Origin of the sequence: Pseudomonas nabeulensis (assembly GCF_004682045.1) — a bacterium.
GTDB classification, from domain to species: Bacteria; Pseudomonadota; Gammaproteobacteria; order Pseudomonadales; family Pseudomonadaceae; genus Aquipseudomonas; species Aquipseudomonas nabeulensis.
The window spans coordinates 1-17833 of the sequence record NZ_QUZT01000053.1 but is presented as its reverse complement, the minus strand read 5'-3'; the positions used below and the strand labels follow the sequence as shown (position 1 = coordinate 17833).

The window sequence follows — 17833 nt, the reverse complement described above, 5'->3', positions numbered from 1 at the left end:
TTAAAAGAGAACACATCTATGCTTTTTTCCCGTAAGGCGGTTTCCAAGCGTCACTTGTTGCTGATCGCGGCTGGTTTCAGCACCGTGCTGACCGGTTGCGCTACGTCGCCGGCCTCCAAGGTCGCGTCGAGCACCAAGGTCGAGTACTACCCGAACTGCTACGAGCCGGTGCAACACCTGCGAGCGACTGATTCGGACATGACCAAATCCGTGGTGACCGGTGCCGCCCTCGGTGCGGCCGGTGGTGCACTGCTGGGCGCCCTGACCGGCGACTCCGACAAACGTGGCCGCAACGCTGCCATCGGTGCAGCGGGCGGCGCCCTGGCCGGCGGCGCGGCGGGTTACTACACCGAGCGCCAGAAGCAGATCAGCGATGACAACCAGCGCATCGCGTCGTACTCCACCGACTTCAACAAAAGCGCCTCGGACATCGACCGCAGCACCGCCTACGCCAAGGCGTCGCAGCAGTGCTACCAGAGCGCATTCACCAAGCTGGTGGCTGACCGCAAGGCCAAGACCGTCAACGACACCGAAGGCCGCAAGCGCCTGGCGGAAATCGTCTCGGGCCTCAAGGAATCCAATGACCTGATCGTCGCGGTCAACGGCAAGGCCAGCGAAGACCTGAACAACTACACCCAAGCGTACGAAAAAGACCTGCAACAAGTGGGTGTGCAGCGTGCCGATGTGGTCACCGTGGCCACCGCCGATACCACCCCTGTGGCGGCCCCGGCGAAAGGCAAGAAAGCCGTGAAACCGGCGAAGAAACCCGTGCTGCCAACCGTGCCGAAAGAAGCGGTGACCACCGAGAAGAGCATCCAGACCGTGCAGGCCAAGCAAGCTGAAAGCAAGCAGGTCGCCAGCGCCGGTAAAACCCAGATCGAAGGCACCTGCCGCGATCCGAACCTGGCGGACTGGGCGCCGGTGCCTTGCCCTAACGTTTAAGCAACATGCCGCTATAAGCGTCAAACGCCAGCCGATCTTCCGCTAATGCGCAAGATCGGTGGCGTTCTTTTTGCAAATCGTTACACTGCTGCGGCCACTCAATAATTACACCGAGGCCGTGTGCATGAAATTTCGTCTTCTCCTCTGGGTGCTGGGCCTGATGATGGGCAAAGCCAGCCGCACCAATCCTGCCTTCCAGCAACAGTTGGGCGATAAAGACCTGGCGTTCCAGTTGCAGACCCTCGACGGCAAGGTTGCCCGTCATTTCATCGTCAAAGACCAGCGCATCACTAGCCGCTCGGGCCTGCACCCGTCGCCGGCGTTTGCGATTGCGTTCAAGGATGCCGCGTACGGCTTCGCCACCATGCAAGCGAAGAACAAGCAACTGGCATTCATGACGGGGATTCAGGATAAATCGATCCAGATCAAGGGCAACCCGGCGCTGGTGATCTGGTTCCAGGGGTTGACCAAGTATTTGAAGCCGAAGAAAAAGAAGTAGGGCTTTCAGGTAGACCGAGGTGGATTCATCGGGGGCAAGCCCCCTCCCACATTTGCCTGTGTTCGCACATCAAACTGTGGGAGGGGGCTTGCCCCCGATAGCAATCTAAAGGTCTACAGATTCAGTTCTGGCTGAACTGAGAGGCCAATTCCCGCAGCAACACCTCGGCATCCAACACCTTGCCCACCACGTCCTCAGCCTTGTCCCGACTCAACCCCAGGCGCTCCAGCAGCGCATCCGGAATCGCTTCGTCCGGCCCGGAGCCAATACCGCGGCTGCGCAACAGACGCACCGCCAGACACACCAGGTTCGGGTATTCAGCGTACTGACCGTCGTAGGTCGGGTCATGCTGGAAACGCAGGGCCGTGGACAACTCGTCCGGCATGTCCCAATAGCGCATCAACCACGCACCAATCTGCTCGCGGCTGATGCCCAGCAGGTGCTGTTCCACATAGCTGTGGCACAGGTGCGGGTTGACCTCCAGGTGACGGCAGATCAGCGAGAAGTGTGGCGGGAACACGTGCGCCAGCAACAGGTAGCCAAAGTTGTGCAGCAGGCCGGCGAGGTAAGTCAGGCCGGCTTCCGGGCGCTGGGCGCGGGGCATGGCGCGGGTCAGGCCTTCGATCACGGCGGCGGTGTAGATCGACTGGTGCCAGTACGGCGTGGCCTGGTGTGGGTGGTCCTTGGGCAGGCTCAAGGTTTTGCCCAGGGCCAGGCCGAGGGCCAGGTTGATCACCAGATCAAAGCCCAGCACACGGACGATGGCGTCTTCCACGGAGCGAATCTTGCCCGGCGAGGCGTAGTACGGCGACGCGGCCCAACTCACCACTTGGGCGGCCAGGGCCGGGTCGGTTTCCACTACGCCGGTGATGTCATCAATGGTGGCGTTGGGATCGACCCGCAGCTTGATGATCTTCTGGGCGGTGTCGGCCAGTGGCGGGATCTCGATGGTCGCTTCCAGGCGTTGCTGGATGCGGCGGGCGGTGAACGCCTGCATCGCCTGAGTGATTTCCTCACGGTCATCATTCGGGCGGTCGAGGTTGGGGCGGATATTGCTCAGTGGCTCGCCAAAGTGACCGGCGCTGGCTTTGTTGAGCAGGCCCTTGAAGGCGTCACTGGAAATCTCCAGCAGCAGCCCGGCTTCGCCCGAGTGCACCAGTACGCTGGGCTCATCGAGCAAACGACCTTCGTACAGGCATGGCGAGCTGGTCAGCGGCGGCAGGCCCGGCAGCAGGCTCAGGTCATGTTTGCCGAGCATGCGCGCTACGCGATCCGGCGACACGGCCGTGAGGCGGCGGCCGGTGAGTTCGGCGAGGCGATTGAGGTCGAGCAGTTGGTTCTGTGGGAACAGCACCATCAGGGCGCCTACCGCATCTTCCAGCAACACGGCCTGCACTTTTTGCGCGGGATTCAGGCCAGGTTGATCGACGACTTCCGTGTAGCTGATGGCGAGCTTGGCGAGCAGAGCCCGAATAACCGGCGGGGCGGTCAGTGGGGCTGTGGCGAGGGCTACTTCTGACATGGCCTGATCCAATTTCTTACAATCACCGAAGTATAACCAGCTTGATACATCTGTAGGTCGTCTAAGTGAGTCAGGCGTCACACTTGGCCGTATTGCTGCCCGTGCCTGAGCCAACGATCCAGCAACGGGCTGACATGCTCCGGCCAGCGCTCCAGCAGCGCTTGCGCCGCATCACGGACGGCGGGGAGCAAGTCGGCATCACGCATCAAATCGGCGACCTTGAATTGCAGCAAGCCGGTCTGGCGCGTGCCGAGCATTTCGCCGGGGCCGCGCAGTTCCAGGTCCTTTTCGGCAATGACAAAACCGTCGTTGGTTTCGCGCATGATGCCCAGGCGCTGGCGACCGATTTGTGACAGCGGCGGGTGATACAGCAGCACGCAGTGGCTGGCGGCACTGCCTCGGCCAACGCGGCCACGCAATTGGTGCAGTTGGGCCAGGCCCAGGCGTTCGGGGTTTTCGATGATCATCAGGCTGGCGTTGGGCACGTCCACGCCAACTTCGATCACCGTGGTCGCCACTAGCAGTTGCAGGTTGCCGGCCTTGAACTCGGCCATCACTGCGGCTTTTTCTGCGGGCTTCATGCGGCCGTGAATCAGGCCGACTTTCAGCTCGCCGAGGGCGCTGGTGAGGTCTTCATAGGTGGTCTCGGCGGCCTGGCAGGTCAGCTCTTCGGACTCTTCGATCAACGTGCACACCCAGTACGCCTGGCGGCCTTCGGCGCAGGCGCCGCGTACGCGTTCGATCACCTCGACACGGCGGGTGTCGGTGACCAGCACGGTATTGACCGGGGTCCGTCCAGGGGGCAGTTCGTCGAGGATCGAGGTGTCGAGGTCGGCGTAGGCACTCATGGCCAGGGTGCGCGGGATCGGCGTGGCGGTCATGATCAACTGGTGCGGGTTCATGCGCCCGCCCACGCCTTTCTGGCGCAGGGCCAGGCGTTGTTGTACGCCGAAGCGGTGTTGTTCGTCGATGATCACCAGGGCCAGGTTCTTGAACTGCACTTCGTCCTGGAACAGCGCATGGGTGCCGACCACCATCGGCGCGCCGCCAGCGATCTGCTCCAGCGCGGCGGCGCGGTTCTTGCCCTTGAGCTTGCCCGCCAGCCACGCCACTTCCAGGCCCAGCGGCTCGAGCCAGCGCTTGAAGGTGATGAAGTGTTGCTCGGCGAGGATCTCGGTGGGCGCCATCAGTGCCACTTGGTAGCCGGCTTCCAGCGCTTGCAGGGCGGCGAGGGCGGCGACCACGGTCTTGCCGGCGCCTACGTCACCCTGGATCAGACGCAGCATGGGTTCTTGCTGGCTGAGGTCGTAGGCGATTTCATTGCCCACGCGTTGCTGGGCGCCAGTGGGCGCAAAGCCGAGGTTGGCCAGGTACTGCGCCGGCAACCGCGTGGCCTTGGGCATCGCGGGCGCGCGCAGGGAGCGCATGCTTTCACGCAGGCGCTGTTGGGACAGTTGGTGAGTCAGCAGCTCTTCGAAGGCCAGGCGGTGTTGGGCCCAGTGATGACCCAAGGCCAGTTCGTCGACATCGGCATCGGCGGGTGGGTGATGCAGGTAGCGAATCGCATCGTCCAGCGGTGCCAGTTGATAATCGCGGGCCAGCTCCAGCGGCAGCCAGTCGGGCAGGCTTTTCGGGCCGAGCATGGTCAGGGTCTGGGTGCACAGCTGGCGCAGGCGCTGTTGGGTCAGGCCTTCGGTGAGCGGGTAGATCGGCGTCAGGGTGGTATCGACCGGCGGCGGCTCGTCGCCCGTGATGGCGCGGTATTCCGGGTGGTAGATCTCCAGGCCTGAAGCACCGGGGCGTGCTTCGCCGTAGCAGCGCACGCGGGTGCCACGCTTGAGGCCTTCTTTCTGCGCATTGCTGAAATGGTAGAAGCGCAGGCTCAGGCCGCCGGTGCCATCTTGCAGGCGCACCACTAGGCTGCGGCGCTTGCCCATGACCACATCGGCGCCGCTGACGGTGCCTTCGACCACCGCGTCCTGCCCAGGGCGCAAATGGCCGATGGGCACCACGCGGGTGCGGTCCTGGTAGCGCAGGGGCAGGTGGAACAATACGTCCTGAAGATTCTCCAGGCCGACCTTGGCCAACTTCTCGGCCATGGCTTCACCGACACCCTTGAGTGCCGTCACCGACACCTGTGACAGCTCAGTCATACGTCTACTTAGCTCGCAGCGGGCGGCTTGGCCACCGAACACAGGCGAATCGAGTCGGCGAGGATCTCAATGGCTTTGGGCCGTGGGAAACTCGCACGCCAGGCGATGGCCACGGTACGGAACGGCACCGGCGGCGTCAGCGGACGTACTTCGATCACGCCGGGGGCGTAGTGATGGCTGTCCACGGCCGACAACGGCAGGATCGAAATGCCCAGGCCGGACGCGACCATGTGGCGGATGGTTTCCAGGGAGCTGGATTCCACGGTGGTGTGCTTGGCGCCGTCGTTGCCCTTGGTCAGGGTCGGGCAGGCTTCGAGCACCTGATCGCGGAAGCAGTGGCCTTCGCCCAGCAACAACAGGCTCTTGTCGTTGAGCAGGCCGGCGTCGATGGTGTCTTTTTGCGTCCACGGGTGGGACGCAGGCATCAACACGTAGAACGGCTCGTCGTAGAGCGGCAGGGTCAACACATCCGCCTCGTTGAACGGGAGGGCGATGATGATCGCGTCCAGCTCGCCGTTGCGCAGTTTGTCGCGCAGCACGTGGGTGAAGTTTTCTTCGATATACAGCGGCATCTGTGGCGCGACGCGGTGCAGTTGCGGGATCAGGTGCGGGAACAGGTACGGGCCGACGGTGTAGATGGCGCCGACTTTCAGCGGGGCGGTCAGCTGGTTCTTGCCGGCCTGGGCCAGTTCGCGAATGCTTTGCGCTTGTTCCAGCACCTTCTGGGCCTGGGCAACGATGCCTTCGCCCACAGGGGTGAGGCGCACGGCGCTCTTGCTGCGCTCGAAAATCAGCACACCGAGTTCGTCTTCAAGCTTCTTCACGCCGACCGACAACGTCGGCTGGCTGACGTGGCAACGCTCGGCCGCATGGCCAAAGTGCTGCTCTTGGGCGAGGGTAACGATGTAGCGTAATTCTGTAAGAGTCATAGCGGGCGTCCATGAGGTTGCGGGCCAAGCATACCGGCTGCAATCGATAGACGCACGTTATCAGAAGTTTGTTGGGGATTGAGCGGGGAATGTACGAGATCTTTCGGGCGATGAAATCAAATGTGGGAGGGGGCTTGCCCCCGATAGCGGTGTGTCAGCAACAGTTGTGTTGGCTGATGCATCGCTATCGGGGGCAAGCCCCCTCCCACATTTTTCTAGCGGCGACGCTTCTCGATGTTGTACACAAACGGTGCAACGATCTCGATGCTGCCGCCCTTGAGCATGTCGGCCGGCGGCTTGGGCAGCGGCTGGGCACGACGGATCATGTCCAGGGTGGCGCGGTCCAGGTCGGCGTTGCCGGAGCGGCCCACCAACTCGTAGGACAGCACATTACCGTCTGCATCGACCACGAACCGCAGGCGGTTCAGGCCTTCCTTGCCACGAGCCTGGGCGCCCGGCGGGTACTTCTTGTACTTCTGCAAGTGCGCCAGCAGCGTGCCTTCCCAGGATGCCTTGGCCGCGATCTGCTGTGGCGATGGGCCGGGTACGGGCTGGGCTGACTTTTCAGCCGGTGCGTTGGTCGGTGGAGCGTCGCTCGGCGGGTCCTCGGAAGGTTTCTCCTTGGGCGGCTCGATCTTCTTCTCCACCGGCTTGGGCGGCTGAGGCTTGGGCTTTGGCTTGACCGGCTTGGGCACCTGGATCGTCGGCTTGGGTGCCTCGGCCAGTTTCGGCAGGGGCAGCTCTTCGACCGGCGTCGGTGGTTGCGGCGGCGTGATCACCTTGGGCGGAGCCGGCGGCGGTGGCGCTGGCATCGGCGCCAGGTCAATGACCATGGCGGCCGGTGGCAACTGCACCGTGTGCGGCGCTGACCAATGGAGCGCGATAGCGATCGCGACGGCATGCACGCCCAGCACGACGGCGAGGCTGGTGCCATAACGCGTCAGTTTGTGGCGCGTCGTGATCATTTCTTGGCTGCCGTCTCAAGTCCGACCAGGCCGACCTTGAGGTAGCCGGCTGCCCGCAGGGCATCCATCACACTCATCAGGTCGCCGTAGTCCACGCCCTTGTCGGCCTGGAAGAAGATCGTCGTGTCTTTCTTGCCTTGGGTCTTGGCGTCCAGCACCTGGCCCAGGGTTTCGGATTTGACTTCTTCTTCGCCCAGGAACAGACGCTGGTCCGCCTTGACGCTGAGGAACACCGGTTTCTCTGGCCGCGGCGCCGGCTTGGCGCTGGAGGCGGGCAGGTCGACCTTGATGTCCACGGTTGCCAACGGTGCGGCCACCATGAAGATGATCAGCAGCACCAGCATCACGTCGATAAACGGCGTGACGTTGATTTCGTGGTTCTCGACGAGTTCGTCGTCGCCTTGATTCAAATGCAGGCCCATGGCCGATTACCCCACTTTCACCATGTGCGGTTGCGAGCTGCGCTCGGTAGGCAGGTGATCGAGGTCGCGGCTCACCAGCAGCAACACTTCTGCCGAGGCATCCGATACCTGGGCCTTGTAGCCGGCAATCGAACGGGCGAAGACGTTGTAGATCACCACCGCAGGAATCGCGGCAACCAGGCCCAGGGCGGTTGCCAGCAGGGCTTCGGCGATGCCTGGGGCAACGACGGCGAGGTTGGTGGTCTGGGTTTTGGCGATGCCGATGAAGCTGTTCATGATGCCCCACACGGTACCGAACAGGCCGACGAACGGTGCGGTGGAACCGATGGTTGCCAGTACGCCGGTGCCGCTGCTCATATTACGGCCGCAGGCTGCAACCAGGCGCTCCAGGCGGAACGCCACACGTTCCTTGATGCCTTCTTTTTCGCGGGTGTTGGCCGACAGGCGCATTTCTTCCAGGGCGTCGTGCACCAGGGTATTGGCCAGGGTGCCCTTCTTGGTTGCGGTTTCGCTCGCTTCCTTGAGGGTGGTGGCCTTTTTCAGGTGGACTATTTCGGTGCGCAGGCGACGCTTGGCGCCCAGCAGCTCGAAGCCTTTGGCGATCCAGATGGTCCAGGTGATGATCGAGGCGATGGCCAGGCCGATCATCACGGCTTTCACCACCACGTCAGCGTTCTGGTACATGCCCCATGGCGACAGGTCGTGGGCCATGCCCAGGGTGTTGTCTTCTTCCAGGACTACGCCGGTTTCGTCAGCGGAGGCCGGGTCGGCAGCCAGGGCCGGGTCGGTAGCGGCTGGCGCTGCCGGGGCTGCGGTGCTTTGTTCGGCTGCCGGCGGGGTGGCTGGCGCTGTGGCATCCGCGAATGCGGCGGTCGGTGCCAGCAGGACGCTGAACAGCAGTGCGGCAATCGCGCGCCAGGCGCGGGATGTGGTTGGCGAAGCGGGGGTTGTATTACGTGTCATGCTGGCCGGACCTGAGAGGAAAAAAGAGTGATCGTCCTTCCAGACCCTGGGAGGGCCGAGGACAAATGGGCGGTTATTATTGCAAGTAATTCTTGTTAACAGAAGTAATACAGTAACTTTATTTGTGCTTTTTCTGGCCGCTGGTCTGCTGCGACGGCTAATCTTGACCTTTCAGTACGGAGTTTTGTGATGTCTGCGCCTTCTGTTGTGATTGCCGGTTGTGGCGATGTGGGTAGTCGGTTGGCTAGCCAGTTGCTCGCCTCGGAATGGGAGGTTCACGGCCTGAGGCGTGATATTTCGCGCCTTCCCGAGGGCGTCATCGGCATTGCCGGCGACCTGTTCAACAAGGATTGCCCCGACACCTGGCCGATCGGCGGGGTGGATTACCTGGTGTATTGCGCGGCCGCGACCGACCACGACGAGGCCGGGTATCGCGCTGCTTACGTACAAGGGCTGAAACATGTTCTGGAGTGGCTGGGCGATTACGGCCAGGAGCCCAAGCATCTGATTTTTGTGTCCAGCAGCAGTGTGTACGGGCAGCAGAATGGCGAGTGGGTCGACGAAACGTCGGAAACTCAAGCGAAAGGTTATTCCGGGCAGGTGATGCTGGAGGCCGAGCAAGTGGCACTCGATAGCGGCATTCCGGCGAGCATCGTGCGTCTCACCGGTATTTACGGCCCTGGTCGCGAGTGGCTGCTGACTCAGGTTCGCCAGGGCTACCGTGTGGCAATCGACCCACCTTTATATGGCAACCGCATTCACGTGGATGACGCGGCGGGGTTGCTGGCGTTTTTGCTGCGGCATGTGGAGCAGGGCGGCAAGTTGGACAAGGTCTACATCGGCGTCGACGATGCGCCGGCGCCGTTGGCTGAGGTGGTGGATTGGTTGCGGGGGTATCTGGGTGTGACTGAATGGGCGGATGACGCCAGCGTGCGGCGGGCCGGGAGCAAGCAGTGCAGTAATGCGCGGGCTAAGGCGTTGGGCTGGGTGCCGACCTATCCGAGTTACCGCGAAGGCTACGCTGCAATTCTACGAGGTTGAATGCAGTAAAACTGTGGGAGGGGGCTTGCCCCCCGATAGCGGTGCATCAGTCAAATAACTGTGACTGACACTCTGCTATCGGGGGCAAGTCGAATCGTCGCACCGCCCCTCCCGCATTTGGATCGTCATGAGGCAGGTTATTGCTTTTCAAGCAACCACTGACGAGGGCCGGGGGTGAATTGCGGCACTTCATCCGCCTGCGCAGTATTGATCGCCTGGAAGATCTCCAACTGCTTACCCTTGCGCACAAAAATCCAAGGATTGCCCTGGCCATTCAACTGCAGCCAGATGCTGTCATAGCCGCCACTCATGGACGCGCAATCACCCGCCAGGCACAGCGAGTACTGATCGACATTGGGTAAGCCTGCGACTTTGCCGTTGGCCTGGAACTGCACGGTGGCGCCGCTGCCGAAGCCGTCGATGATCTTCCAGTCGCCGCCCATATAGGCCGCATAAAGTGCGCGCTCGAAGTTGGCGCCCAGTGGCGCGCCTTCCGGTGCTGGCTCTTTGGGGCGCGCAAACAGTTGCTCGGGCTCGTTGTCGTTGGCCACTTGCAGCAGCTGTTGGCCTTTGCGCTTGAGTTCGGTGGCGGAGCTGCCGTAGAAATCCACGCTCCAGGCGCCGGATTGTTCGCCCAGCAACTTGCCTTCCGCTACTTCAAAACCGTTGTAGTAGCGCGCCTGCGAAGCCTTGGTGTTGACCTCCCATTCGAGGTTCGGGCCAAAGCTCTGCAAGGCTTCACGCAAAGGGCCGCCCTTGGCAGCCGCATCGATGGCAACCTGGTTGATCCAGGTGCCGCTCACATCCAGGTCCGCGGGGTTGCTGGCGCAGCCGCCGAGCAGCAGGGTGAGCAACGATGAGGCTACAAGCGCTTTGCGCATTACGAAATCCTTCTGAAACAGGGTCGGCGCAGCCCGTGGAGGACTGCGCCGGGTGTTTTACTCGATGACCAGAATCGCGTCCATCTCAACCTGCGCACCCTTTGGCAGGGCAGCCACGCCGATGGCGGCGCGGGCTGGGTACGGCTGTTCGAAGTACTTGCCCATGATCTCGTTGACCTTGGCGAAGTGGCTCAGGTCGGTGAGGAAGATGTTCAGCTTGACGATGTCCTTGAACGAACCGCCAGCGGCTTCGGCCACGGACTTGAGGTTCTCGAAGACCTGTACGGTCTGCGCTTCGAAGCCTTCCACCAGTTCCATGGTCTTCGGGTCCAGCGGGATCTGGCCGGACATGTAGACGGTGTTGCCCGCCTTGATCGCCTGGGAGTAAGTGCCGATGGCGGCCGGGGCCTTGTCGCTGGTGATAACAGTCTTGGACATGAATGACTCCTTGTAATGGATCGGTTATGCACGCATTCGGGTGATGCGGATCACACCAGTCAAGGCGCGCAGCTTCTTGATCACGCGGGCCAGGTGCACGCGGTCGTGCACGCTGACCACCAACTGGACCACGCTGATGCGACCATCGCGTTCGTCCATGCTGATTTTCTCGATATTGCCGTCAGCCGCGTTGACGCTGCTGGCCAGCAAGGCGATCAGGCCGCGCTGGTGTTCCAGCTCCACGCGCAGCTCGACGTTGAATTCGCCGGTGACATCCTTGGCCCAGGAAAGCTGGATGCATTTTTCCGGGTTGTGGCGGATTTCGGTGATATTGCGGCAGTTGTCCAGGTGCACGACCATGCCTTTGCCGGCGGACAAGTGGCCGACAATCGGGTCGCCCGGAATCGGCGTGCAGCACTTGGCGTAGCTCAGCACCAGGCCCTCGGTGCCGCGAATCGCCAGCGGGCCTTCGGGGCTTGGCAACTGTTCGCCTTCGCCCAGCAGGCGGCGGGCGACCACGTAGGCCATGCGGTTGCCCAGGCCGATATCTTCCAGCAGGTCTTCGATGGTGTCCTGGCGGTATTCGTGGAGCATCGCTTGCACGCGCTCGGCCGGGATCTTGTCCAGGGCGCTGTCGAAACCGTTGAGGACTTTATTCAGCAGGCGTTCGCCGAGGCTGATGGACTCGGAGCGACGCTGCAGTTTCAGGGCGTGACGAATGTGGGTGCGCGCTTTGCCGGTGACCACGAAGTTGAGCCACGCCGGGTTCGGGCGTGCGCCGGGTGCGCTGACGATCTCCACCGTGGAACCGCTTTGCAGCGGTTCGGACAGCGGCGCGAGACGACGATTGATCCGACAGGCGATGCAGCTATTGCCCACGTCGGTGTGCACGGCGTAGGCAAAGTCGACCGCCGTGGAGCCTTTGGGCAGCTCCATGATCCGGCCTTTGGGCGTGAACACGTAGACCTCGTCCGGGAACAGGTCGATCTTCACGCTTTCGATAAATTCGAGGGAGTTGCCAGCACGTTGCTGCATTTCCAGCACGCCCTTGACCCATTGGCGGGCGCGGGCATGGGTGCCTTTGGGCTGCTCGTCGCCGCTGGACTTGTACAGCCAATGGGCAGCGATGCCGTTGTTGGCCATCTCTTCCATTTCCCGGGTGCGGATCTGGATCTCGATCGGCACGCCGTGCATTCCGAACAGCGTGGTATGCAGCGACTGATAGCCGTTGGCCTTGGGAATGGCGATGTAGTCCTTGAAGCGGCCCGGCAAGGGTTTGTACAAATTATGTACAGCACCCAGCACGCGGTAGCAGGTGTCGACCTTGTCGACGATGATCCGGAACGCATACACGTCCATGATCTCGTTGAAGGCCCGACGCTTGCCGCGCATTTTCTTGTAGATGCCGTAGATGTGCTTCTGCCGGCCGCTGACTTCGCCTTCGATCTCGTCGATTGCCAGGCAATGGCTCAGGGACTCTTCGATCTTGTTGACGATTTCCTTGCGGTTGCCCCGGGCGCGCTTGACCGCCTGGTAGATGCGCGCCGAACGCATCGGGTGCATGGCCTTGAAGCCGAGGTCTTCGAACTCGATACGAATGGCGTGCATGCCCAGCCGGTTGGCGATGGGCGCGTAGATTTCCAGGGTTTCCTTGGCGATGCGCCGGCGTTTTTCGCCGGACAGCACTTCCAGCGTGCGCATGTTGTGCAGCCGGTCGGCCAGCTTGACCAGGATCACCCGGATATCCCGGGCCATGGCCATGGCCATCTTCTGGAAGTTTTCGGCCTGGGCCTCGGCCTTGGTCTCGAAGTTCATCTGGGTCAGTTTGCTGACCCCGTCGACCAGTTCGGCCACGGTTTCGCCAAATTGTGCGCTGAGCGCTTCCTTGGCGATGCCGGTGTCTTCGATCACGTCATGCAGCATCGCGGCCATCAGGCTCTGATGGTCCATGTGCATGTCGGCAAGAATATTTGCCACCGCAAGCGGATGGGTGACATACGCCTCGCCGCTGCGGCGGCGTTGGCCGTCGTGGGCTTGTTCGGCGTAGAAATACGCTCGGCGGACCAGGTTGACCTGGTCTGGGCCGAGGTAGGCCGATAAGCGATCGGCGAGGGCGTCTATGCTCGGCAAAGTGTTAACTCCTGCCGATGGCTGTGACCCCGCGCCGTGCTACGTCGACCAGGCATAGGCTTAGACGGCCTCGTTGGACTCGTCCTCGAACGCTGCGAAGACAGGGTCTTCGTGGACGATTTCCTGTTCGGCGATGAACTCGTAGCTCATCAGGCCTTCAGCGATTTCGCGCAGGGCGACAACGGTAGGCTTGTCGTTTTCCCACTGGACCAGGGGCTCTTTGCCGCCAGTGGCCAGTTGACGGGCACGCTTGGTAGAGAGCATGACCAGCTCAAAGCGGTTATCCACGTGTTCTAGGCAGTCTTCAACGGTTACGCGGGCCATGGTATTCCTCGGAGCGAATGCAAGATGCGCGCTGCCCGGTTGGGCGAGCGGACTAAACAGTTTAAAAAATCACCAGCGTTTAGGGAAGCGCTGATTTTTCGCAGGCCCTCGCAAAACCGCTACAAGTGCCAATGTAAAGCCCTTGCAGCGGTTTTGGGAAGAGCCAATCAACCCAGCAGTTCGGCGAGCAATTTGCCAAAACGCTGTTGCTGACGCTTTTGCTGGAGCTGATTGGTGCGGAAAATCGCCTTCAAATCATCCAGCGCGTGGGAAAAATCGTCGTTGATGATCAGGTAGTCGTAGTCGACGTAGTGGCTCATTTCGCTGACGGCTTCACGCATGCGGCCTTCGATGATCTCGTCGCTGTCCTGGCCACGGTTGGTCAGGCGCTGGTGCAACGCCTCCAGCGAGGGCGGCAGGATGAAGATCGAACGCGCCTTGGGCATCAGCTGGCGCACTTGCTCGGCGCCCTGCCAGTCGATTTCCAGGATCAGGTCGTGGCCTTCGTCCAGGGTCTGCTGCAGGTGGCTTTGCGAGGTGCCATAGAGGTTGCCGAACACTTCGGCGCGCTCCAGGAAGTCGCCGTGTTCGATCATCTTGACGAACTCGGTGCGCTCGACGAAGTGGTAGTGCACGCCGTTCACCTCACCCGGGCGCATGACGCGGGTGGTGTGGGAGACCGAGATGCGAATCTGGTCATCAGCGTCGGTCAGGGCCTTGACCAGGCTGCTCTTGCCCGCGCCCGAGGGGGCGGAAATGATGTAAAGGGTGCCGGTGCTGTGGGTCATGGAAGTTGCCTTACTCAATATTCTGTACTTGTTCGCGCATCTGCTCGATCAACACCTTGAGGTTGACCGCCGCCTGGGTGCTGCGCGGGTCGAACGCCTTGGAGCCCAGTGTATTGGCTTCGCGGTTGAGTTCCTGCATCAGGAAGTCCAGGCGCCGACCAGCGGCACCGCCGGACTTGAGCACGCGGCGCACTTCGAGGATGTGGGTGCTCAGGCGGTCGAGTTCTTCGGCGACGTCGCTCTTTTGCGCGAGCAGGACCATTTCCTGTTCCAGGCGCGTCGGGTCGAGGTCGGCCTTCATATCGGTGAAACGGTCGAGGACCTTCTGGCGCTGGGTGGCGAGCATTTGCGGCACCAGTTCACGCAGGGTGACCACATCTTCCTCGATGGAGGTCAGGCGCTCGTTGATCAAGCGAGCCAGTTCGGCGCCTTCGCGCTCGCGGCCGGCCTTGAGCTCCTTCAAACCCTGGTTGAACAGGGCGAGGGCTTCCGCGTTGAGGGCTTGCGGGTCAGTGGCATCGGCCACCAGCACACCGGGCCAGGCCAGCACTTCCAGGGGGTTCAGCGCGGCGGGTTGCTTGATCAGGCCGGCGATGGTCTCGGCGGCGGCGACCAGTTGCGCGGCGCGGTCGCGGTCAATCTGCAAGGCCTTGCCGGTGGTTTCCTCGGTAAAGCGCAGGGTGCATTCCAGCTTGCCACGGGAGATACCCTGGCGCAGCGCTTCACGTACGGCACCTTCGAGGTCGCGGAAGGATTCCGGCAGGCGCAGGTGCGGTTCCAGGTAGCGGCTGTTGACCGAGCGCAGTTCCCAGCTCAGGGTGCCTTGGGCGCCGGCTTTTTCGACGCGGGCGAAGGCGGTCATGCTGTGCACCATGGAGGTACCTCGCGTTGCAGTCCCGCAAACACGGGCTGATGGTTAAGAAGGCGCAGGATTGTAGCGCAGTGGGGCGAACGCGCCCAAACAATGGGCGATAGGCTGGCCATTCGTAACCGGATTTTTAGAAGTGCCCCGAATCGGCTCACGGCTCTATAATGCTCGGCAGTTTTTCGTCCTCAGTACAGGTATCCCCTATGAAACGTCCAAGTGGTCGCGTTGCCGATCAGCTCCGCTCGATCCGCATCACCCGCAACTACACCAAACACGCCGAGGGTTCTGTACTGGTCGAGTTTGGCGATACCAAGGTTATCTGCACCGTCAGCGTCGAAAACGGCGTGCCGCGTTTCCTTAAAGGCCAGGGCCAGGGTTGGTTGACCGCCGAGTACGGCATGCTGCCGCGCGCCACCGGCGAGCGTAACCAGCGTGAAGCCAGCCGTGGCAAGCAAGGCGGGCGCACCCTGGAAATCCAGCGCTTGATCGGTCGTTCCCTGCGCGCCGCGCTGGACATGTCCAAGCTGGGCGACGTAACCCTGTACGTCGACTGCGACGTGATCCAGGCCGACGGCGGTACGCGTACCGCGTCCATTACCGGCGCCATGGTGGCCCTGGTTGACGCGCTGAAAGTGATCAAGAAGCGTGGCGGGCTCAAAGGCGGTGACCCGCTCAAGCAAATGATCGCCGCCGTATCGGTGGGCATGTACCAGGGCGAGCCTGTGCTGGACCTGGACTATCTGGAGGACTCGGCCGCCGAGACCGACCTGAACGTGGTGATGACCAGCACCGGTGGTTTCATCGAAGTGCAGGGCACCGCCGAAGGCGCGCCCTTCCAGCCTGCCGAGCTGAACGCCATGCTGGCCCTGGCCCAGAAGGGCATGACCGAGATCTTCGAACTGCAGAACGCCGCGCTGGCCGACTGAACCGGCTTCAAGGAGAAACGCCATGAGTGACAGCCAAATGCCTGCGCCTTCACCGTCCTATGAGGCGCGCCAGGGTGCGATGTTGTGTCATTTTGCGGCGTTTCTGGGGTTTGTCTTCCCCTTCGGCAGCGTTATCGGGCCGCTGATCCTGTGGCAGCTCAAGAAAGAAAAGGACGCGTTCATTGATGATCAGGGCAAAGAGGCCTTGAACTTCCAGATCACCGTGGCCATCGCCTGGATTGTTTGCATGGTGCTGGCCTTTGCGGTGATCGGGTTTTTCCTGATGATCGCCCTGGTGATCGCGACCCTGGTGCTGACCATCATCGGTGGCATCAAGGCCAACAAGGGGGTTGCCTATCGCTATCCCTTTACCTGGCGACTGGTCAAATAATGAGCGCCCACAAAAAAACCGACAGCGATGTCGGTTTTTTTGTGCCTGGAAAAAGACCTTAGATGGTCAGTGTCCAGTCGTAGTCCACGATCAGCGGCGCGTGCTGCGAGAAGCGCGGCTGGCGCGGCAAGCGAGCGCTGCGAACGAACCGGCGCAGACCTGGGGTCAGCAACTGGTAGTCGAAACGCCAACCCAGGTTGAGCATCTCGGCCTGTTCGTTGTCCGGCCACCAGCTGTACTGGTCGCCTTCGCGGCTGACTTCACGCAGGGCATCCACATAGCCCATGTTGCCGACAATCTCGTCCATCCAGGCCCGTTCCGGCGCCAGGAAGCCCGGGGATTGCTGGCTGTCGCGCCAGTTCTTGATATCCAGCTTCTGTTGCGCCACGTACAGCGAGCCACAATAAATGTACTCGCGACGTTTGCGTCGCTGTTTATCCAGGTAACGGGCGAAATCGTCCATTAGCTTGAACTTCTGATTCAAGTCTTCATCGCCGTTCTGCCCCGAAGGGAGCAGCAAGGTCGCGATGCTGACCTTGTCGAAATCGGCTTGCAGGTAGCGCCCGTAGCGGTCGGCTGTCTCGAAGCCGAGGCCGCTGATGACCGCCTTGGGTTGCAACCGCGAATACAAAGCCACGCCACCTTGGGTGGGCACTTCGGCATCGCAGGCATAAAGGAAGTAGCCATCCAGTTGGAAGGCTGGGTCGTCCAGTTCAAAGGCGGAGGCGCGGGTATCCTGCAGGCAGATGACGTCGGCATTCTGGGCTTGCAGCCAACTGAGCAAACCACGCTCGACTGCAGCCTGAATACCATTAACGTTCACACTGATGATCCGCATAAATGGCCCCAAAAATCGCGTGCGTGTATGATACACGCCGTCCACCTAATTAGCTAAATCCGTGGTATCTGAGGCTTTTTTCATGCAGGCGTATCAACGCGATTTCATTCGTTTTGCCATCGATCGCGGCGTTTTGCGCTTCGGTGAGTTCACTCTCAAGTCCGGGCGCACCAGCCCGTACTTCTTCAATGCAGGCTTGTTCAACTCGGGTTCGGCCCTGGCCCAACTGGGTCGTTTCTATGCGGCGGCCATCGTTGAAAGCGGCATTTCCTTCGACGTGCTGTTCGGCCCGGCCTACAAGGGCATTCCCCTGGCGGCCGCGACGGCCGTGGCGTTGGCCGAACACCATGGGCAGGATCTGCCGTGGTGCTTCAACCGTAAAGAGGCCAAGGCTCATGGTGAGGGCGGTAGCCTCGTGGGCGCGCCGCTGACTGGCGATGTGCTGATCATCGATGACGTGATCACCGCTGGCACGGCTATCCGTGAAGTGATGCAGATCATCGCTTCCCAGGATGGCGCCAAGGCGGCTGGTGTGCTGATCGCGCTGAACCGCCAGGAGCGCGGCAACGGTGAATTGTCGGCGATCCAGGAAGTAGAGCGTGATTTCGGCATTCCGGTGGTGAGCATCGTGTCGTTGAACCAGGTGTTGCAGTTCCTGGAAGATGATCCGCAGCTCAAGCAGCATTTGCCGGCGGTACGTGCGTACCGCGAGCAGTTTGGCGTCTGACACCGGCCCCTCTGTGTAAGAAGGCTTGTGTGGGAGCGGGCTTGCTCGCGAATGCGGTGGGTCAGAAACATACCAGTGACTGACAC

At 61.6% G+C, this 17833-nt stretch carries 19 protein-coding genes; 6 read left to right on the top strand and 13 right to left on the bottom strand.

What is annotated here, in order from left to right; all coding sequences use genetic code 11:
* Positions 1-18: 18 nt before the first annotated feature.
* Together tagQ and DYL61_RS23210 are read left to right on the top strand one after the other, a co-directional pair.
* Entirely contained in the window at positions 19-942 is a 924-nt protein-coding gene (gene tagQ / locus DYL61_RS23215) for a type VI secretion system-associated lipoprotein TagQ (protein ID WP_135310263.1), read from the top strand.
* Between the two features lie 124 nt (positions 943-1066).
* Positions 1067-1441 (top strand): helicase, encoded by a 375-nt coding sequence (locus DYL61_RS23210; protein WP_135310262.1) that lies wholly within the window; start codon positions 1067-1069, stop codon positions 1439-1441.
* 121 nt (positions 1442-1562) lie between these two features.
* Here DYL61_RS23210 and DYL61_RS23205 read toward each other — a convergent pair whose 3' ends face one another.
* From DYL61_RS23205 to exbB, 6 genes are all read right to left on the bottom strand, one after another.
* Positions 1563-2963, bottom strand: coding sequence for an aminoacyl-tRNA deacylase and HDOD domain-containing protein (locus DYL61_RS23205; RefSeq protein WP_135310261.1), 1401 nt, complete (start codon positions 2961-2963; stop codon positions 1563-1565).
* A gap of 77 nt (positions 2964-3040) precedes the next feature.
* Positions 3041-5116: an ATP-dependent DNA helicase RecG gene (recG, locus tag DYL61_RS23200; protein WP_135310260.1), complete on the bottom strand. Its 2076-nt coding sequence runs from the start codon at positions 5114-5116 to the stop codon at positions 3041-3043.
* 8 nt (positions 5117-5124) lie between these two features.
* Positions 5125-6045, bottom strand: a complete 921-nt coding sequence (locus DYL61_RS23195; RefSeq protein WP_015886540.1) for a hydrogen peroxide-inducible genes activator — start codon at positions 6043-6045, stop codon at positions 5125-5127.
* 215 nt (positions 6046-6260) lie between these two features.
* Positions 6261-7010, bottom strand: coding sequence for a TonB family protein (locus DYL61_RS23190; protein ID WP_105695960.1), 750 nt, complete (start codon positions 7008-7010; stop codon positions 6261-6263).
* Positions 7007-7432: a TonB system transport protein ExbD gene (gene exbD, locus DYL61_RS23185; protein ID WP_017735752.1), complete on the bottom strand. Its 426-nt coding sequence runs from the start codon at positions 7430-7432 to the stop codon at positions 7007-7009. The genes DYL61_RS23190 and exbD overlap by 4 nt, the downstream gene beginning before the upstream one ends.
* A 6-nt stretch (positions 7433-7438) precedes the next feature.
* Positions 7439-8395, bottom strand: coding sequence for a tonB-system energizer ExbB (gene exbB, locus DYL61_RS23180; RefSeq protein ID WP_105695961.1), 957 nt, complete (start codon positions 8393-8395; stop codon positions 7439-7441).
* A 189-nt stretch (positions 8396-8584) separates the two neighbouring features.
* Here exbB and DYL61_RS23175 point away from each other — a divergent pair, with 189 nt between their 5' ends.
* Positions 8585-9436, top strand: a complete 852-nt coding sequence (locus DYL61_RS23175; protein ID WP_135310259.1) for an SDR family oxidoreductase — start codon at positions 8585-8587, stop codon at positions 9434-9436.
* A gap of 137 nt (positions 9437-9573) precedes the next feature.
* On the opposite strand, the gene DYL61_RS23170 is transcribed toward DYL61_RS23175, so the two are convergent.
* The 6 genes from DYL61_RS23170 to DYL61_RS23145 form a co-directional block, all read right to left on the bottom strand.
* Positions 9574-10317 carry a hypothetical protein gene (locus DYL61_RS23170; protein WP_135310258.1) on the bottom strand — a complete coding sequence of 248 codons (744 nt, stop codon included), beginning with the start codon at positions 10315-10317 and terminating at the stop codon, positions 9574-9576.
* Positions 10318-10374: 57 nt separating this feature from the next.
* Entirely contained in the window at positions 10375-10755 is a 381-nt protein-coding gene (locus tag DYL61_RS23165) for a RidA family protein (RefSeq protein ID WP_105695964.1), read from the bottom strand.
* 24 nt (positions 10756-10779) lie between these two features.
* A complete protein-coding gene (gene spoT, locus DYL61_RS23160; protein WP_135310257.1) occupies positions 10780-12885 on the bottom strand; it encodes a bifunctional GTP diphosphokinase/guanosine-3',5'-bis pyrophosphate 3'-pyrophosphohydrolase in 2106 nt (701 codons plus the stop codon).
* Positions 12886-12945: 60 nt separating this feature from the next.
* Complete coding sequence (rpoZ, locus tag DYL61_RS23155; RefSeq protein WP_122594506.1) at positions 12946-13209, bottom strand: DNA-directed RNA polymerase subunit omega; 264 nt, start codon at positions 13207-13209, stop codon at positions 12946-12948.
* A 167-nt stretch (positions 13210-13376) separates the two neighbouring features.
* Complete coding sequence (gene gmk, locus DYL61_RS23150) at positions 13377-13997, bottom strand: guanylate kinase (protein ID WP_135310256.1); 621 nt, start codon at positions 13995-13997, stop codon at positions 13377-13379.
* 10 nt (positions 13998-14007) lie between these two features.
* Positions 14008-14871 carry a YicC/YloC family endoribonuclease gene (locus tag DYL61_RS23145; protein WP_135310255.1) on the bottom strand — a complete coding sequence of 288 codons (864 nt, stop codon included), beginning with the start codon at positions 14869-14871 and terminating at the stop codon, positions 14008-14010.
* 197 nt (positions 14872-15068) lie between these two features.
* On the opposite strand from DYL61_RS23145, the gene rph reads away from it, so the two are divergent.
* Together rph and DYL61_RS23135 are read left to right on the top strand one after the other, a co-directional pair.
* Positions 15069-15791, top strand: coding sequence for a ribonuclease PH (gene rph / locus DYL61_RS23140; RefSeq protein ID WP_017735760.1), 723 nt, complete (start codon positions 15069-15071; stop codon positions 15789-15791).
* Positions 15792-15813: 22 nt separating this feature from the next.
* On the top strand, positions 15814-16182 hold the full coding sequence (locus DYL61_RS23135; protein ID WP_135310254.1) for a DUF4870 domain-containing protein: 369 nt from the start codon (positions 15814-15816) through the stop codon (positions 16180-16182).
* Between the two features lie 58 nt (positions 16183-16240).
* Here DYL61_RS23135 and DYL61_RS23130 read toward each other — a convergent pair whose 3' ends face one another.
* Positions 16241-17020, bottom strand: coding sequence for an exodeoxyribonuclease III (locus tag DYL61_RS23130; RefSeq protein ID WP_003195493.1), 780 nt, complete (start codon positions 17018-17020; stop codon positions 16241-16243).
* A gap of 82 nt (positions 17021-17102) precedes the next feature.
* Here DYL61_RS23130 and pyrE point away from each other — a divergent pair, with 82 nt between their 5' ends.
* A complete protein-coding gene (pyrE, locus tag DYL61_RS23125) occupies positions 17103-17747 on the top strand; it encodes an orotate phosphoribosyltransferase (RefSeq protein ID WP_003195489.1) in 645 nt (214 codons plus the stop codon).
* Positions 17748-17833: the final 86 nt, after the last annotated feature.